This is a genomic window from Bacillus cereus group sp. MYBK14-1 (assembly GCF_051916885.1).
Taxonomy (GTDB): Bacteria; Bacillota; Bacilli; order Bacillales; family Bacillaceae_G; genus Bacillus_A; species Bacillus_A cereus.
Genome location: NZ_JBQAHM010000031.1, coordinates 1 through 16,766, shown reverse-complemented (window position 1 = coordinate 16,766; position 16,766 = coordinate 1). Strand labels below are relative to the sequence as shown.

Genomic DNA, 16,766 nt, shown 5'->3' with positions numbered 1-16,766 from the left:
CTTTTGCATAGTCTGACATATCATCATCAAACACATTTCTTCTGTATTTCACGACCAACACAAGGTGATAATACAACAAGAATACTGAATGGTTATTACTATCTAATTTCACTTATATACCAGCCTTTATAATTTATTAGACTGATTATATCAGAGGCAAAATAAAAAGGAAAACCTTTTGGCTACGCCAAACCGAAATTCATCTCCCACCTACCGTTGAGCTACGCCTTTCACACGCTTGAGGAAGGAGAATTCTTTCGGGAAATTCGTTAAATTAAAACAAGAACATTTATTCCATCCAAAGTAAACTTGGTAAATATGGAATTTGCTGATGAAATTACACCTAACACACAAAAGAAACAAATTAATTCAAACTAATAACTGTTAATAACTGTCACTATTAAAACACAACACCCCCATAAAAAAGCAGATAGCCGGTTCCTTATATTACAGGAAATCGGCTAATCTCTTTTAATACGTACAATTCTCTTTTTTGCATATGGTGACTCCAATTAGTTTTTCGACATCTCCACTTGTTAATTTTTTATTTATCTTCTTTTAACTCATATCTTCATTGTCCATTAGGTATATTAATTGCTTTTCTATCTTTTATTCCCTAAAATCCCCTGTTTCCATGATTTCATTTATAATTAATCTACTGTTAATTATAATTTTTAAATTTAGAAAAAAATCTCATCCCGTTATCCTTTTTGAAAATATTAATTTTAAATCCCTTTTAGATCTCAGATAATACTTTATGATTTATGAACTTCTTTAGGCACCTTAGAATGAGTACAAACAAACTGCTCAATCATTTGATTTAAATCTGTAGCCGCTTTTGTTGGTATTTGATGTTTTGCACCCTTAATAAATCTTAATTCATTACATGGTAATTCTTCATGCAGTAAATTTGCATGACTATAAAAAGTTTTGTCATTTTGTCCATAAACTAATAACATAGGTAGATGAATGTCTTTAAGGCGATTTGTACAATTATATTGCAAACTATAACGATAATATTGTTCGATATTTTTTGCATTACCTTTCCGAGCTTCTCGAAACATTCTTTTAAATAATTTTTTTGTATTAGAATTCCCCCATGAAATGGCAAATGCTAAAAATGAAATTGCTCTTGCTTTCGCTAATTGGACTCCAAGAGAAATCTTATTTTTTAAATACCCTCGACGAACTTCTGACATTCCACCTATAAGAATTCCTCCTAAACTATTTTCGGGGTATGTTAATAAAAATTCCAAGGCAACTGAGCTTCCTGTTGAATACCCACATACAAAAGACTTTTTTATATTCAAATAATCCAGTAAACTCTTCATATCTTTAGCAATTAGTGAATATGTAATTGGCTGACTTGAACTCTGACTGTTCCCATGCCCTCTAACATCAAAACCGATTACTTTAAAATTTCTAGATAATTCTTTTATCTGATATTCAAAATTTTCACAGGTAAGTGTAGGCGGGTGAATAAAAATGATAGGAGTCCCTTCTCCTTTTACTATGTAGTAAAGACTACATCCCTCTACATCTAACTTTGGCATATATTGAATCACCTCAACAATTTATAATCTTTTAATAATACCTACTGATTTCATAAGTATTTTACCCTTAATAATTTGTATAAAAAGAAAGAAATATACTCTCTTCCTATTTTTTTAAAGCATTCAATATCCATTTCCTTATTTTAAAAATTTAAAACATTTAGAAAATTTAATTCAGATTAACGAAACATTTTAGACAGATATATCCTTGGTTCATTAGTAATTTTGAGAATAAAGCTTTTAATACTTTTTATTCCAGCATAGCTCTCCTCAACTCGCTTATACTATAACTGTAACTTAAAGTCACAAATTATTAATTGGTGCGCGTGGGCTTCCTTTTTACCACACGTAGGTAATTGGACTTTGCCACATAAAATGAAGCTTATGAAACGTTCTATACCTCTAAAAAATATTAGATATCGGAATATTACGGTATTAAGTAATTACTATTAAAAAGGTGAATGCTATGAAAAGATTTCTAACTTTGTATGCCTTAGTTTTAATTTTAGCGGGATGTTCAGAAAAAACACCCTCGCTTAAAAAGAATGAATTACAAGTTAAACAAGAAGATAACAAATTGATTCAAAATACCACACATTCTATGCCCAAAAGTAAATCTTTGCAATCAGCCCCCACTCCAGCCACTAAAAAAATAATTTTAGATGTGCCGCTTATATCACAAAAGCCAGAATTAAAATATGGATGCGAAGTTACAAGCTTAGCGATGGTATTACAGCATGCAGGCATTAAAGTTAATAAAATGGATTTAGCTAACGAGATAAAAAAAGATCCTACGCCACTGTCTACAAATAAAAGTGGAGACATCATTCAATGGGGAGATCCTAAAGAAGGTTTTGTCGGAGATATAACTGGAAAAAATAAGGGGTACGCTGTCCACGTTCAACCGTTACAAGAATTGATGGAACGTTATCTACCAAATCGCACAGTAAACTTAACAGGAAAAACCTTTAATACTGTGTTAACTCAAATTAAGCTCGGTAAACCTGTAGTAGTATGGACTACAGGAGATTATCGCCTTCCAGATAGATGGGAGTCTTGGAAACATGATGACAAAAAAATTACAGCGCCTTTGGATTTACATGCTGTTGTTATTGTAGGTTTGGAGGACAAATACATTTATATCAATGACCCATTAACTGTGAAAAAAGCACACAAAGTAAACCAAGAGATTTTCATTCAATCGTGGGAAGCATTAGGGAAACAAGCATTATCCTATCGCTAATGTAATTTCATTAAATATTTAATGCTACCATTAGGTACACCCTGTCTATACAAAAAATAAAAGAATGATTTAATGTAAGTAGATTAGAAACTTGAATTTTATTTAAAATCAATTAGAGATAAAATTTTCACTTTTGTCATTTTAGACGTATTTCTAACAATGAATTTTACAAAAAATACGAAATATTAAACTCATAAAAACCCATTGATATCATACATATATGCTGATTTCAATGGGTTTTTAATTGGATATGTATTGACGTATTTAACAAATTATAAAAAGATGTAAACTAACTTTTTACATATGAACTATCATGTATATAGGTATACCTGTTTAAACGGTTAAGAAAAATACATTTCTTATTAATTAGTGAAATACTCGAAAATAAGGTAAATTATACTATTTGTTTGGTACCAGATGTAATTTGGTATAATTGTATTTAAACAAATTATTGCTAATAGGTAGAGGAAGGAATATAGAGAGTGAAAATAAGATTTCAGGCCAAAAAATTCGTAATATCAATTCTAACGGTAGCTCTAGTAGTCATTACTTATTTTGTGATTCAATCAATTGCATCACCTGCAAGAGGGGTAACAAACCAAGAGAACTCAATTCAGTTTGTAAGCGAGCAGCATAACGTAGAGATAAACAAACCAGTACCTAACCAATTTAACGGTCAAATACGTAAAATTGCATATCTTACATTTGATGATGGACCAGGAAAATATACAGCTGAGCTTTTGGATATACTAAAACAACAGGATGTAAAAGCAACTTTTTTCTTAACTGGTAAGAATGTAAAGGCATATCCTGATTTAGTAAAACGAGAAAAAACAGAAGGTCATTATGTGGGTATGCATAGCATGACTCATGATTTCAAAAAATTATATACAAATGGTGACTATGTTAATGAAATGACAACAAATCAAAATTTAATAGCGAACATTATTAGAGAAAAACCACAATTAACCCGACCTCCTTATGGTTCTATGCCTGGATTAAATGAAGAACTTCGTAATAAGGTAGTAGATGGTAGATTTAAAGTATGGGATTGGACAATTGACTCCCTAGATTGGAAGTATAATAACGTACCTATAGAGTCGGCTTCCATAAATATTGCTCAAAATGTACTTACTAATGCAAAGAAGTCCCAAGAAGTTATATTAATGCATGATATTCACCCTCAAGCAGTTGCAGCCGTACCAGCCATCATAAAAGGGTTAAAGGAAAAAGGGTATGAATTTGAGGCATATCATGAAAGCAATCACTTCCCTTTAAATTTCTGGCAGGATCCACGTATTTGAGCTTTAAGGAGATGTATAAAGTCACACCTCTATTCATAAAAAAAGATTTAACCCCTTGTAGAACAACAAGGGGCTATTCAATGTTTTTGCTTATCCTTTAGTTTAAAGCAACACTAGCTATTTATTATTAAACTATATATTTAATAAAGTACTTCCATAAAATTCTTTTTTATGCTATATAATATTTCTAAAGCGCTTAGAAAGGGAGATGTTTATATAAAAATCATACAAGATTTTACAGAACCCTATTTTAAAACTGTTGGAGAACAAAGTAAGGCATATCGAGTAATTGGTTGCAAAGATGGTAAAGAAAAGCATTTCCCTATTACATTTAAAACATTAAAAAGGGCACGTATATTTAATTACAGGTATGCTTGTGAAAATCCTGAGTGGCAGAATAGAAATGGTGACATAAGTGAGTATAACGTTAAGATGGGGAGACCTGAATATAAAAATATTTGGCACGGTAATGTTATAGAGAATGTATATAAAAAGGATACTGATTTTGATAGTTGGGAAATCAATCATTAAAGCAGTAACCAATCGTTCAAATAATCTACAAATAAAATATAAAGAATAATAAGTAAATAAGCTATAAAAAGGAGATTCAATAGCATGAACATTGCATTTTTTCTTACACCCAAAAGTGAATTGGTTTATATAAATATAAATTCAACAATGCGCCAGGCTTTAGAAAAGTTGGAATACCACCGATATACAGCTATCCCCTTGGTCAATAATGAGGGAGAATATGCAGGTACACTTACAGAAGGAGATTTATTATGGAAACTCAAAAATACTTCATCATTAAGTTTTAATAACACTCAACAAGTTGTTCTGAGTGAAGTTTCTTTACACCGTACAAATGAACCAGTTTCCATCAATGCGGAAATTGAAGACCTTTTATCAAGAGCTATGGAACAAAATTTTGTTCCTGTTATAGATGACGATGGGATTTTTATAGGTATTGTTAAAAGAAGAGATATTATTCAATATTGCGCACAAGGCTTATTATTTAAGAACGATTCTGTATAAACATATGAACTTTAAATTATATCAAATCTTCAATTTAAAATTCACATAAAAAGAATGTACCTTGGCTTAACTAATCGTGCGAGTATAGTATTTTAAACTATCGAAAAATATAAGAATATCATTGTTCTATACGAAACAAAAATACCCCTGACTTTATACATAAGTCAGGGGTTAATAAAAATATTAATATTTTATAGAGATAATCTTACTCTTCATCACTATCTCCAAAGAAACCACCTAGAAATGATTCTTCCTCATTCAATCCTAATTCTTCGGTTGCTTCTTCTACCATTTCATCTGCACCTAATCCATCCATTAGTTCATTCAATAACATGCCACCTAATATGCCGACAGCTAGACCACCAATCATACCCGCAATTGGACTACCTCCGTTACTACCCTGATGAACATGATCATAGTTTTGTTGTGTTTGATATGAGAATGGTTGTGCATAAGCATGCGGATCCTTTACCATTTCATTTATATAATCTTTTAAAATATTAGCTATTTGTCTACTTTCTTTCAATACATCTTGTTCAATGAAAAACTCACGTCTTGCTTCCATTTCCCCATGTCTGGTTCTGCAATCTACTTCCATCCAAATGCGAATCCCTGACTCTTCATAAGCAAAACGAACCTCTATTTCATCAACTTCGTTTACAAATAATTCTCTTGGGAAAAAGGAAAACTCTTGGCCCCATGTATCTAATTTACCCGATGTAGATTTTTCTTGGAACCCTAATCGATTCAATGCATAAAAAACATTTTGTACTTCTTCCGGTGCTTCAATAACAAGACGATCAAAGTCTTTTCGATCTACGCCACCTTCAATGTCTAAGTGCGTATCAAAATAGTAAGAAACGCCCCCTCTAGATACAGGAAGATCCCTTGGGATATCATAAGAAAATGAGATTACCTTGGACTCCTCTGGAAGAATGTTATAGGATCCGTTCAATGGAATAGTTGCTACCTTACGTGTAACAGATCCTTGTTTTGTGACAACACTCATCATGAAGTCCGCTGTAAGGTTATTCATTTTTTGTTCAACTTGACCGCCTTCAATCCAAGCTTCTCCATGCAGTGTTTCTCCAGCAGAATAAGATGGGTTTTTAAAACGCAAATCTACTGTTGCTGCACCTTTACCGAATTTAGCCAAAATCTTTTTAAACATTTTGTCTCTCCCTTTTTTCTTATAATGTATTTATTTTATTCATTAGAGAATCCAAACGGTAACTACTCTGTTACCGTTTACTTACTTTCATCTTCTTGTTCATGCTCTTTAGCTTTTTGAATTTCTATTCGTTTTATATGATGTGATTCTTTCGAAATAATTTTAAATTCATATCCTTCGGATTCAACAGACTGTCCTTCTTGCATATGATAATTCTGCATCATGACCCAACCACCAATGGTGTCTACATCTTTATCGTCTAAATGTAAATCTAGTAAGTCATTTAATTCGCTTATTAATACTTTTCCATCTACAATCTTATGAGTTTCACTCACATGTTGGATCGGAGCATGTTCATCTTCATCATACTCATCTCTAATTTCCCCAACAATTTCTTCAAGAATATCCTCAATTGTAACAATACCTGCAGTTCCACCATATTCATCATATAATACAGCTAATGGAATACGTTTCTTCTGCATTTCTAACATTAAATCATGAATTGGAATTGTCTCAATTACTTGAATAACTGGACGTGTGTACGGACGAATTGTATCAAATGATTCTGTACTCTTGTTTATATAACGAATAAAGAAGTCTTTTACATTCACCATACCGATAATCTCGTCTTTATCTTCTCCAAATACAGGATAACGCGTATATTTTTCACTTTGTATTGTATTAATATGTTCCTCTAGAGAATTATCTACGTGTAAACCAATAATTTCTGTACGGGGTACCATAATTTCTTTTGCAATACGATTATCAAATTCAAAAATATTATTTACATATTTATACTCTGCTTGGTTAATTTCACCACGCTCATAACTTTCTGAAAGGATGAGGCGCAACTCTTCTTCTGAGTGTGCAACTTCATGTTCAGATACTGGTTTTAAACCAAATAATTGAGTTAACATTCTTGCTGATCCATTCAATAATCGAATGAATGGATACATAATTTTATAGAACCAAATAAGTGGGGTAGAGAGTAATAATGTCACTTTTTCAGCTTTTTGAATCGCGAATGTTTTGGGTGCCAATTCACCTACTACAACATGTAGATAAGTCATTAAAGTAAATGCAATTGCTAGAGATAAAATGCCTGCGAGAGAAGAATTAATATCCCATCTTTCAAATAAAGGATGTAACAATCTCTCAATCGTTGGTTCACCTAACCAACCTAATCCCATCGCCGTCACTGTAATCCCTAATTGACACGCTGACAAGTATTCATCTAAATTTGATGTTACTTTTTTAGCTGCTAAGGCACCCTTTTTACCTTCTAATACAAATTGATCAACTTTCGAACTTCTAATTTTTACAATCGCAAATTCGGCTGCTACGAAAAAGCCTGTAAAACCAATTAGAACTGCTACCAACACTAGATTCAATATTTCCAACTAATACCTTTAGTTTCTTAGAAACTAAAGGATCCACCTCCTATAAAAAAACATTCTTATTTATATACTTTTAGTTTTCTTCATTTCCTTGGAAGAAAATCATTACATATTTTACTAATTCCAGAACTGAAATTAATGTAGCGGCTACATATGTTAAGGCAGCGGCTCCTAGTACTTTATTCACACCTTTAGTATCTTGATCAGAAATCATTCCTTCTGCAAGCATTAATTGTTTTGCACGAGCACTCGCATTAAATTCTACTGGCAACGTAATTAATTGAAATGCTACCGCTGCGGAGAAGAAAATAATACCTATCCCTATTAATGAGAAGGCCTGAAACAAGAAGCCACCCAGTAATAAAAATGGTGCAATACCGGATGCAATATTTGCAACAGGAAACATTTTATGCCGAAGGCTTAAGAAACCATACGATTGATCATGTTGAATGGCATGCCCTACTTCATGTGCCGCAGCTGATACAGAGGCAATAGAGTTTCCATAGTTATACATCCTCTGATAGTCGTACCACCCGAACTGTGGGATCATAATGATCTGAAAGTCTTCCTGGGACAACTTCAATTGGTACATGATACAGTCCATTATTATCTAAAATTTTTCGTGCTACCTCAGCACCACTGAGTCCTGAAGAAGCATTTACTTCAGACCACTTATTAAAATTTCCTTTTACTTTAAATTGTGCCCATATGGATAAGCCAAATGCAATTAAAATCAGAAAATCCATCGGGTGAAAGAACATCGATTCATTTCTCCTTTAACTTAAAAATAAAACAAGCGTTTGAATCAGTGTCGTTACTTGACCGGATAGTCCCTTCATATAAAGTTTCTTTTGCTCTTCTGTCAGATTATCCAGTAAAGGCTTCAAATGCATTAGTTCATGTTCTAATTGTTGAAGATGTCCCGACACATCATTCACTTGTCCTGCAAGTTTATGGTTTAATACTGTTTGATTTTGTTGATTATCTAATACTTTTCTAATCTCACTAAGTTTCATATTTAATTGTTTGCATTTTTCAATGAATTTCAAACGATCCACTGCCGATTCATCGTAGTAACGATAATTTTTATTGGAACGTTTTGCTTCTAATAAGCCTAAATTCGTATAATAATCAATGGTTCTTTTCGAAACCTGAGCCAGCTCTGCCACCTCTCCGATTCGATATCGGTTCCCAATGATCCGTCACCCCTTCACTTAAATTAGCTAAATAATAGCATACAGAAAACCGTACAGTCAAACGTTATAGTTTTTATTTTTCGAAAAATTTACTTCTGTTCAAAAAGTTGACACATCCTCTCTTTTTACACTTAAAATAAAAACGAGGTAGTACCCACTACCTCGTTTGAGATTAAACTTCTATATTTAATTACTTAGTGTACCAAACGATGTAATATGCTGTGAATAAGTCTTGTCTTCATTACATATATTATTTATCGTTTAATGAAAAGAAAATCCGGAATTTTATAGAACTTAGAAGAGATATTAGTGTTAAGAGATTAAAGGTAAGTATTTTTAAATTTATAGAAGCTCAATAATAAATAAAAACTTGCATTTTAAATGTATTAAAGAAAAGGAATCTGCTGCGTATTAATAATCACCCACGTATTCTTTTTTTCTCAACCCAATACTTAATAATTTCACTTATTTTTCCTGAATAAAGAGAGTTCATTAATACCACTATATCTTTCTCCATTATATAAAGCACCTAAATGGATGCTTTATCACTCTTTCACATATACTAATGTCTAAAAGGAGTATGTTATGGAACCTCTAAAATATCTACTGATTATTTTCGTTTTAATTATATTTATATCGATTTGGCTCCATTCATAACTACATTTAGTGATGTTCGTGCAACAAATACATTTGGTGGAGATTTAGCCGATTAGAATCAAGTTCGAACGGCATAAATTCATATAAATATTCATAGTGCATATAATTCTTGTTTATTATGGATAACTATTGAAATGCTTATTTGGGGAATAACTTGATTTTCTTTTTGAGTATTTTTCTTCCATTCAGATTCTGGATTTTCCTTACATTACCAGAATAATGTGTCTTAAATATATTATACTGCTCTTGAGACATCTCTATTGATGTTTCAAATACATACCATTCTACATTTTCAATACATCCACTTGTGGTTAATGAACCTAGATAGTGATAGTATACGGTCTCATGTGGTAGTAATTCTTTAATATCAATATCTATTGTAGTTGTTACTACGTTTTTTTTATTTAAATTATTCAGTATTGTTTGGATCGCAGAGTTTTCACGTCCAATTTTGAAAAAAACACTTAACACAGCTATTCTGCCTACTTGACTTGTGTGTACTAAATGAAGCTCCATTTTATAACAATGACCTTCTATAACATGTTCACTTTCATGTTGCTCTTCCTCTTTGTTCCCTACATGAAAATGAAATTCTTTTAATTGAAAATTTCTTCCGTTAATAATAGCAAAACCACTTTCATCATTATGAACTTTAATTGTATCCCCTTCGTCTTCTATGGAGATGAATGTACGATCATAATTAAGTATTATTTCACCTCGATCTTGCATTTCTACAGCACAATCAGGTTGAATTTTAATAGGTGATTGAAAATCCCCGTAATCAATTGTAGAACAATCATCCGATTTTAATGGTTTAGATTTCATAACTAACACTTTTCCCTTCATTTGTGTCTTCTTTTATAAAATGGCTAATTATATGATAATAAATACATTTCCCAAAAATTATATAAACTCTTTCCTTATTGTTTTTTCATATAACAACAATCAAAACAATAAAGAGGCAATTAGCTAAATAAAATAGACAAGCTTATCAAGATTTAGAATCCTGTCCATTATTCCTACCTCACGAAGGTTATGAGATAATAAAATTAAAATTCTAACAAAAGTAAAAGAGCATAGTTTTATGAAAAATAGCAAGGGGAGGCATTCTTATGTATGTGAGAGTACGAGAACTTCTTACAGCAGAAGAACGAAAGCGTTATATGCAAATCCCCTCTGATATTAGTGAATGGACTTTAAGTACATACTTTACCTTCAGTCAGCACGATAAACAAATCATTAATCGTCATCGGAGGGATTATAATCGACTAGGTTTTGCTATGCAATTAAGTGTTTTACGATATTTAGGTTGGACTTTATCAGATATTGAGCACATTCCTAACGAAGTTTTAGAATTTGTAGCGAGACAAATTGGTGCAAGTACAGAAGACTGGGGGCTATATGCCCAGCGGGAAGCTACAAGGTATGAACATGTAGAAGAAATTCGAAAGGAATATAGTTTGCGCAATTTTACAACTACAGATTATTGAAGATTATCTAAATTTCTTCAATCTCATGCATTAAATAATGGGAATACTACATATCTCATTGAGACAGCATTGCAAGAATTACGCACTTGGCAAGTTATACTTCCTTCAATGGCAGTAATAGAAAGGGCAATATGGGAAACACGTAAAAGAGCTGAAGAAATTATATTTAAAACGCTAACATCTCCTTTATCTTTTTTACAAAAAGAAAAAATAAGCAGTCTACTTCCCTTTATGCCTAATTCTTAAAAAAACATATTTAGCTTGGTTAAAAGAAATACCTGGCCAATTTTCACCAGAATCCTTTTTAAAGGTAATTGAGCGTTTAGAGTATATAAAAGGCTTAAAGTTAAATATTGATACAAAAGGTATACATCCTAATCGTTTACGACAATTATCTCGGATTGGGGCACGCTATGAGGCTTATTCATTTCGAAGGTTTAAAGATATAAAGAAGCGTGTTTTAAAAATTGTTATTAAAACACGCTCTTACTATCGTTAAATATTTAGTTATTTTATACTCCTAATCTCATTAAATCATTTGTTACTATAAAAAATATAATTCTAGATTGATAATCTTTGAATTTTATATATTGTTCAAAGAAGTAATTATCGTGATTCCTAATTTAATGCGCCATCATCTCGTGCGCAATATCATGTCCATTCATATCCGATGGGTAATAGGTAGGCCAGTGTATAACTTCATCGAATAAAGCTTCACGGTTGTCACCCCAATACAAGTGGTAGTGATCAGCTTTATTCGGATAAATACCATGATCACTGAATTGAATATACTGAGGAACTCCTTCTGTTTTATCTGCTAGTTTAAATATGTATCTTACACCTCTATTCCCTGCATCATATGTCAAAATTTTGTATCCATCATAGATATACTTGCCAGAATATTCTTCTTTGTTTTTGTAGAATGTTACAGTATCTCCTTGAATCACGATACGGTTCACATCTGTTTGATATCCTTCATTATAATACTCCTTATATTCTTTGGCTGACATTTTACCTTTATGTTTCGCTTTGTGAGCAAATACCTCATCAAGCGTTCCATCTTGTAAATACGGATATACAGATTGCCAGTCTCCTTTCCAATCGGAGAGTGGTCGATCCTTCACTTGATTGTCTTCAAAATATCCTTCATAAATTCTTTCTGTTGCTTTATCATGAGCATGACTATGATTATGACTGTGATTGTGTTCATTTTTATGTGTATGACTTTCAGTTGTTTGCTCTTGCTTTTCAGAAGGTTTTTCTGCAACTAGTGAGAATTGTGTTGCTTCCTTTAAAGCGTTAACATTTTCTTCCATTAAAGTGAAGTAATCTTTATTATTCTTCGCATCGTCTTCAGAAATAGTAGCAAGGTGATTTAAGCGTAAAACTTTTGTACCAGTTTCTCTCTGAATAACTGATGCTACTTTTGGAGTAGAAAACGTTTCGAATAAGATGTATTTTAACCCGTGTTCTTTAACTGTTTTTGTAATTTCACCAAGCTCTTTTTGAGATGGTTCATCAGAAGCTGAAACCCCAGCGATAGGAATTTGTTTTAAACCATAGCGTTGTTCCCAGTAACCATAGGCTGCATGAGAAACTAAAATTTCTTTCGTTTTTGCATTTGCTACAGCAGCTTTGAATTGATCATCTAAATCTGTAAATTTAGTTTGAAGTGCTGCAAAATTCTTTTCGAATTCTTGTTTATAATTAGGCTGTATTTCTACAAGAGCATTTTTGATTTTTTCAGCTTGTTTCATCGCTAGTATAGGGTCTAACCACACGTGTGGGTCTTTATCGTGATGATGTTCATCTTCTTTATGTCCATCTCCATGATCATGATGTTCATCTTCGGTTGCTGCGCGCAGTTCGATGCCTTTTGATGCATTTACAATTTTAATATTTTCTTTTTGTAATGTTTTTTCCATTTTTTCAGCAAACGGTTCTAATTCTGCACCGTTATAAATGAATAAATCGGCTTTCGCAATTTTCACTGTTTGTTTTTGGCTTGGTTCAAATGTATGAGAATCTGCACCAGGTGGATATATTGCTTTAACAGTTATATAGTCACCACCGATTTTTTTTGCGAAATCAGCAAGTGGGAAAATAGTTGTATAAACAGAAAGTTTCTCATCTTTTTTTACTGCACCTTCTTTTTTATTAGAACATCCAGCAAAAATTAAAGTAAAAATAAGTAGAAATGAAAACATAGTTAATTTTTTTTGCATGAAATTCTCCTCTTTTCTTTTTTACAAGTTTATTTCCTCCAATTCTATGAAGAAAATATCGTTTCGATACAAAACGTAATGATTACGTTTTATTTTACGAACCTAGTATAGTACATCTTTTCGAAATTCGCAATAAATAATAATCATTACGATTTATGTTTGTTATCAACTTATTAAAAAAGAATGGTATTAGTTTGTAGTATTTTTTAGCCTTCCACATCGCCATTAGGGGTCACCATACATGCCCATAAACTTAAGAAACTAGTAGTTTCCCAAAACGCAGAAAATGAGTTGAATTCTCATAAATAACTGTAAAGCAATAAAATTTTCATTTTTGGTGACACTTCAAAATATTAGCGTGATGTGCATGCAGTACTCTCCCTATATATTGTTTTCATTCGCTAAAATATAAAGATGACAGCCTACCCTTTTATTCCTTTAAAAGGTAAGCTGTCTTGTTTAAAATAGCTTCAATTTTTTGTGCATTTTTAGCATACATTTCACTTGCCTTTTTCGATTTTGTTTCTAAAGAAAATAGCTCAAGATCAGCATGACATTTTTTTAGAGATGCTAATAATAAAGGTTTGTTTTGAGGAGAATGCATTTGGAGTTTGTCATTGTAAATATCGATAGTGAGTTGTCCATATGAGTCAATTTGACCGAGAAACACATTTTCGATGACAACACCAAGTTTTTCTAATTCAGAATGTAACCAAGCGCGGTTATGCCCACTTGCAGAAAGAGGTTCATCTAGTACATTCCCATCCATAATAACGTTTTGTGGTTCTTTTTCATTTGGCACTTTTAAACCGAGATTTTTTGCAGTAAGTGGTTGAGAATCTTTCTTTAATAACACATTTAATTCTCCGCTCGGTTCTAAGACAGCAAATTCGACTTCAGCTATACTGAATGCACCATTACCTCTAAGAAGTTCGAGTAACTCATCACTTGTATATTTTTCTTTCTTTAAATTATCTTCAAGTACTTTGCCATCCTTTATTAAAACTGTAGACTTCCCTTCAAAAAAATCTCGAGCCGTTTTGTTTTTTAAAGAAAGAATTCCGACAAAAAAAGGAAACGATGCGAAAGTAAGTATGGCAAAAACGCCGTGGAAAAACTTTTGGTCTAGCCCTGTAGATACTTGCCCCGCGATACTACCAATTGTCATTCCCGCTATGTACTCAAAAAAGGAAAGGTGAGAAATTTGCCTTTTTCCTAAACATTTTGTAATAGCGAATAAAACAATTAATATGAATACAGAGCGGAGAATAACAAGCGTCCATTCGGGTAGGTGAGACATAGTCATTTCCTCCAATCTACTTAACACCATTTATATTAATGTTCTTCACTTTCTAATATTGAAACTCTATCCTTTAAATCAGAGATGATACTGTCCATTTCTAGTATACATTCATGAAATACGCGTTTTGCTTCATCGTTCTGTAGAATTTAGGGAAAAAGAGCTTAAGCTTGTTTGAGTTCCCCTTTTACTAGCAAGGCAAGTTTTTACGCTAGCGATAACAGTCATACAAACACCCCCATTAGCTGCCCATGAGGCTAACACACAGTATGAAAGAATACATTATTCTTTCATGATAGTTAGGCCAGAAAATGTTATTCTCTTTGAAAAAAAGTACGGATACCTTAAAGGTTTATCTTTTTTACGGTATAATCAACTCGAACCTGCTGGGTAGATTCTGAAAAAATATAGGGAAATTTTTTCCATAAGGATGGAAATTGACAATTTCAGCCTGAGTTAGTGTTACGAAATTGTGTCCCATGTAATCATCTGCATTGAATGTATCTTCCTCCGCTATGTGCCCCCCAATAACTAATACTTCAAAATCATTAAGAACCATAGTTTAGAAGTTACGAATTAGGTGTACGTGATTGTCACCTTGAGCGCTACTTACACCATCATTATTCCTTTTATGCCACATTTGACGTGTTTCTCGAATACTGCTTGGTGAAAATCCTGCCTGTGCAATAAGGGTACCACGAATTTCTAATTCATCATTATCTTCATCACCTCCTGTGTCTAGGACAACAATTCCGTGAAGTGCAACTTCAATAGCTTTACCCATAAATTTTTCATCTCCTATTAAGAGTAATAAAAGTATATATTTGTAACATTCATTAACGTAACCGTAAATGTATTTAAATATTCATTGTGCTTTCTCAACACCCTCACTAAATTGTGCTTTCATCAGGTCTATCAATTATGAGTGTCGGAAATATGAGAGGGGATCCCCAACAACATATCCTACTAAGCATATAAAAAAGATATTCCCCATCTCCCTTTCAAAATATAAAGGACACCTATTCCTAAAACAGCTTTACTTGCCGCTTTAATGAATTGGTGTCCTCTAGTTTTCTAGCCGGACTATATTCTGTTTGCTTTCACTTTTAAATAATTATTTGTTAACTGTTCTATTAAATCACTCTATTCATCGTTCCCTTCCAATTCCTCACTCTCTTCACGAATTTGTCCAATTAATGAAATTACAGAACCAACTGCTTGAACCCAACTTCCTATAATATCTATTAGTTTCCCTTCTTCATTTTCATTAGTTTTTATATTTACCTGAGTGTCTATATCTTTCTTCACATCATTTACATTACCTTCTTTATTAGATTGGTCCTCATTCCTGATACTTTTTAATTCTTCAATACCTCCTATTGCTTGTAACGAATTCCCAATTGATTGTAATAAGTTTCCTATAATATTTAAGGATTCATCTTTATCGGATGTATCCTCAAATTCATCTGCTAATGCTGTAAGTCCACCCAAAGCCTGTGTCCAATTCCCAGCAATCACTAATTTAATTTGTGTTTCTTCTTTAAACTCAATAATCAATCCGGATATTACAGTAACATTACCAATCGATTGGATTTCATTACCAATTTGTTCAAGCGACACTTCTCCTTGACCATCAGCTTCTAAAGCATTTCCAACAGCTTGCAATACGTTTCCATAAACATTTAAATCCTTTCTTACATTACTGCTTATAAAATCAAAAGGCGTACTTCCAATAGCGGAAGTAATAGTTCCTATTGCTGCTACCCATGCACCAAATATTTCTTTAAATTGGTTTTCCATTTAAAACATATCCCAGCATTAAGTAATTAATATAATCCTATTCAATTCCCCATCTTACGGTTAATAATTTCAAATTTCTCTTTACTTTCTTATTTTATAATAACGTCTTATAAAAGTATTTTTAGGAATTATGCAAATTTGTTAAACGTAATTCTATATTGATTTTATACATCTTACTGAATCAACTTTATAAACCAACTACATCTGTGAACTACCCGCCACTTAACGTCCTAACGGACTGTTTGAAGTGGGGGCTTCTCGGTTAGTCGTTACTTTTGGTAGCCAACGAATTCGTCCTAAGACAGCCGAGCTAACTCCCTTGTTCCAAGGGTTATTTTATTGCTATCTATGCTAACGCCAATAGGCGTATTGCTTCATTTTTGATATTGATAGCT

14 protein-coding genes and 4 pseudogenes are annotated in these 16,766 nt (G+C 32.5%); 5 read left to right on the top strand and 13 right to left on the bottom strand.

Annotation, left to right across the window (positions count from 1 at the left end):
- Both ACTFR3_RS29720 and ACTFR3_RS29715 read right to left on the bottom strand, forming a co-directional pair.
- Positions 1-112, bottom strand: a 112-nt coding sequence (locus ACTFR3_RS29720) for a transposase (RefSeq protein ID WP_173601128.1), incomplete at its 3' end; no start/stop codon positions are given.
- A 643-nt stretch (positions 113-755) separates the two neighbouring features.
- On the bottom strand, positions 756-1,553 hold the full coding sequence (locus ACTFR3_RS29715) for an alpha/beta fold hydrolase (RefSeq protein WP_336975097.1): 798 nt from the start codon (positions 1,551-1,553) through the stop codon (positions 756-758).
- Between the two features lie 466 nt (positions 1,554-2,019).
- Here ACTFR3_RS29715 and ACTFR3_RS29710 point away from each other — a divergent pair, with 466 nt between their 5' ends.
- From ACTFR3_RS29710 to ACTFR3_RS29695, 4 genes are all read left to right on the top strand, one after another.
- A complete protein-coding gene (locus ACTFR3_RS29710; protein WP_440045139.1) occupies positions 2,020-2,796 on the top strand; it encodes a C39 family peptidase in 777 nt (258 codons plus the stop codon).
- Positions 2,797-3,278: 482 nt separating this feature from the next.
- Complete coding sequence (locus ACTFR3_RS29705) at positions 3,279-4,100, top strand: peptidoglycan-N-acetylglucosamine deacetylase (RefSeq protein WP_098281852.1); 822 nt, start codon at positions 3,279-3,281, stop codon at positions 4,098-4,100.
- A 171-nt stretch (positions 4,101-4,271) separates the two neighbouring features.
- Positions 4,272-4,631: a hypothetical protein gene (locus ACTFR3_RS29700; RefSeq protein WP_440045138.1), complete on the top strand. Its 360-nt coding sequence runs from the start codon at positions 4,272-4,274 to the stop codon at positions 4,629-4,631.
- An 84-nt stretch (positions 4,632-4,715) separates the two neighbouring features.
- On the top strand, positions 4,716-5,135 hold the full coding sequence (locus ACTFR3_RS29695; protein WP_098281854.1) for a CBS domain-containing protein: 420 nt from the start codon (positions 4,716-4,718) through the stop codon (positions 5,133-5,135).
- A 205-nt stretch (positions 5,136-5,340) separates the two neighbouring features.
- On the opposite strand, the gene ACTFR3_RS29690 is transcribed toward ACTFR3_RS29695, so the two are convergent.
- The 5 genes and pseudogenes from ACTFR3_RS29690 to ACTFR3_RS29670 all read right to left on the bottom strand — a co-directional run bounded on the left by ACTFR3_RS29690 (position 5,341) and on the right by ACTFR3_RS29670 (position 10,381).
- The gene (locus ACTFR3_RS29690) at positions 5,341-6,306 is read right to left on the bottom strand and encodes a sporulation protein (protein ID WP_440045137.1); all 966 of its coding nucleotides are present in this window, start codon (positions 6,304-6,306) and stop codon (positions 5,341-5,343) included.
- Positions 6,307-6,383: 77 nt separating this feature from the next.
- Positions 6,384-7,706 carry a hemolysin family protein gene (locus tag ACTFR3_RS29685; protein WP_440045136.1) on the bottom strand — a complete coding sequence of 441 codons (1,323 nt, stop codon included), beginning with the start codon at positions 7,704-7,706 and terminating at the stop codon, positions 6,384-6,386.
- Positions 7,707-7,776: 70 nt separating this feature from the next.
- Positions 7,777-8,464 (bottom strand): annotated as a pseudogene (locus ACTFR3_RS29680) (zinc metallopeptidase).
- 15 nt (positions 8,465-8,479) lie between these two features.
- Complete coding sequence (locus ACTFR3_RS29675; protein WP_098281857.1) at positions 8,480-8,899, bottom strand: MerR family transcriptional regulator; 420 nt, start codon at positions 8,897-8,899, stop codon at positions 8,480-8,482.
- 795 nt (positions 8,900-9,694) lie between these two features.
- The gene (locus ACTFR3_RS29670) at positions 9,695-10,381 is read right to left on the bottom strand and encodes a carbonic anhydrase family protein (protein ID WP_400154776.1); all 687 of its coding nucleotides are present in this window, start codon (positions 10,379-10,381) and stop codon (positions 9,695-9,697) included.
- A 287-nt stretch (positions 10,382-10,668) separates the two neighbouring features.
- Between ACTFR3_RS29670 and ACTFR3_RS29665 the strand changes: the two are divergent.
- A pseudogene (locus ACTFR3_RS29665) lies at positions 10,669-11,515 on the top strand (DUF4158 domain-containing protein); the annotation flags it as partial.
- 154 nt (positions 11,516-11,669) lie between these two features.
- On the opposite strand, the gene ACTFR3_RS29660 reads toward ACTFR3_RS29665, so the two are convergent.
- The 6 genes and pseudogenes from ACTFR3_RS29660 to ACTFR3_RS29635 all read right to left on the bottom strand — a co-directional run bounded on the left by ACTFR3_RS29660 (position 11,670) and on the right by ACTFR3_RS29635 (position 16,371).
- The gene (locus ACTFR3_RS29660; RefSeq protein WP_440045140.1) at positions 11,670-12,362 is read right to left on the bottom strand and encodes a metal-binding protein ZinT; all 693 of its coding nucleotides are present in this window, start codon (positions 12,360-12,362) and stop codon (positions 11,670-11,672) included.
- A pseudogene (locus ACTFR3_RS29655) lies at positions 12,342-13,253 on the bottom strand (metal ABC transporter substrate-binding protein); the annotation flags it as partial. The pseudogene ACTFR3_RS29655 and the gene ACTFR3_RS29660, both read right to left, overlap by 21 nt.
- A gap of 448 nt (positions 13,254-13,701) precedes the next feature.
- The gene (locus tag ACTFR3_RS29650) at positions 13,702-14,571 is read right to left on the bottom strand and encodes a DUF421 domain-containing protein (RefSeq protein ID WP_098853025.1); all 870 of its coding nucleotides are present in this window, start codon (positions 14,569-14,571) and stop codon (positions 13,702-13,704) included.
- A gap of 35 nt (positions 14,572-14,606) precedes the next feature.
- Positions 14,607-14,799, bottom strand: a pseudogene (locus ACTFR3_RS29645) (DUF1657 domain-containing protein).
- Between the two features lie 334 nt (positions 14,800-15,133).
- The gene (locus ACTFR3_RS29640) at positions 15,134-15,355 is read right to left on the bottom strand and encodes a hypothetical protein (protein WP_098853024.1); all 222 of its coding nucleotides are present in this window, start codon (positions 15,353-15,355) and stop codon (positions 15,134-15,136) included.
- A 359-nt stretch (positions 15,356-15,714) separates the two neighbouring features.
- On the bottom strand, positions 15,715-16,371 hold the full coding sequence (locus tag ACTFR3_RS29635) for a DUF6944 family repetitive protein (protein ID WP_440045135.1): 657 nt from the start codon (positions 16,369-16,371) through the stop codon (positions 15,715-15,717).
- Positions 16,372-16,766 lie beyond the last annotated feature (395 nt).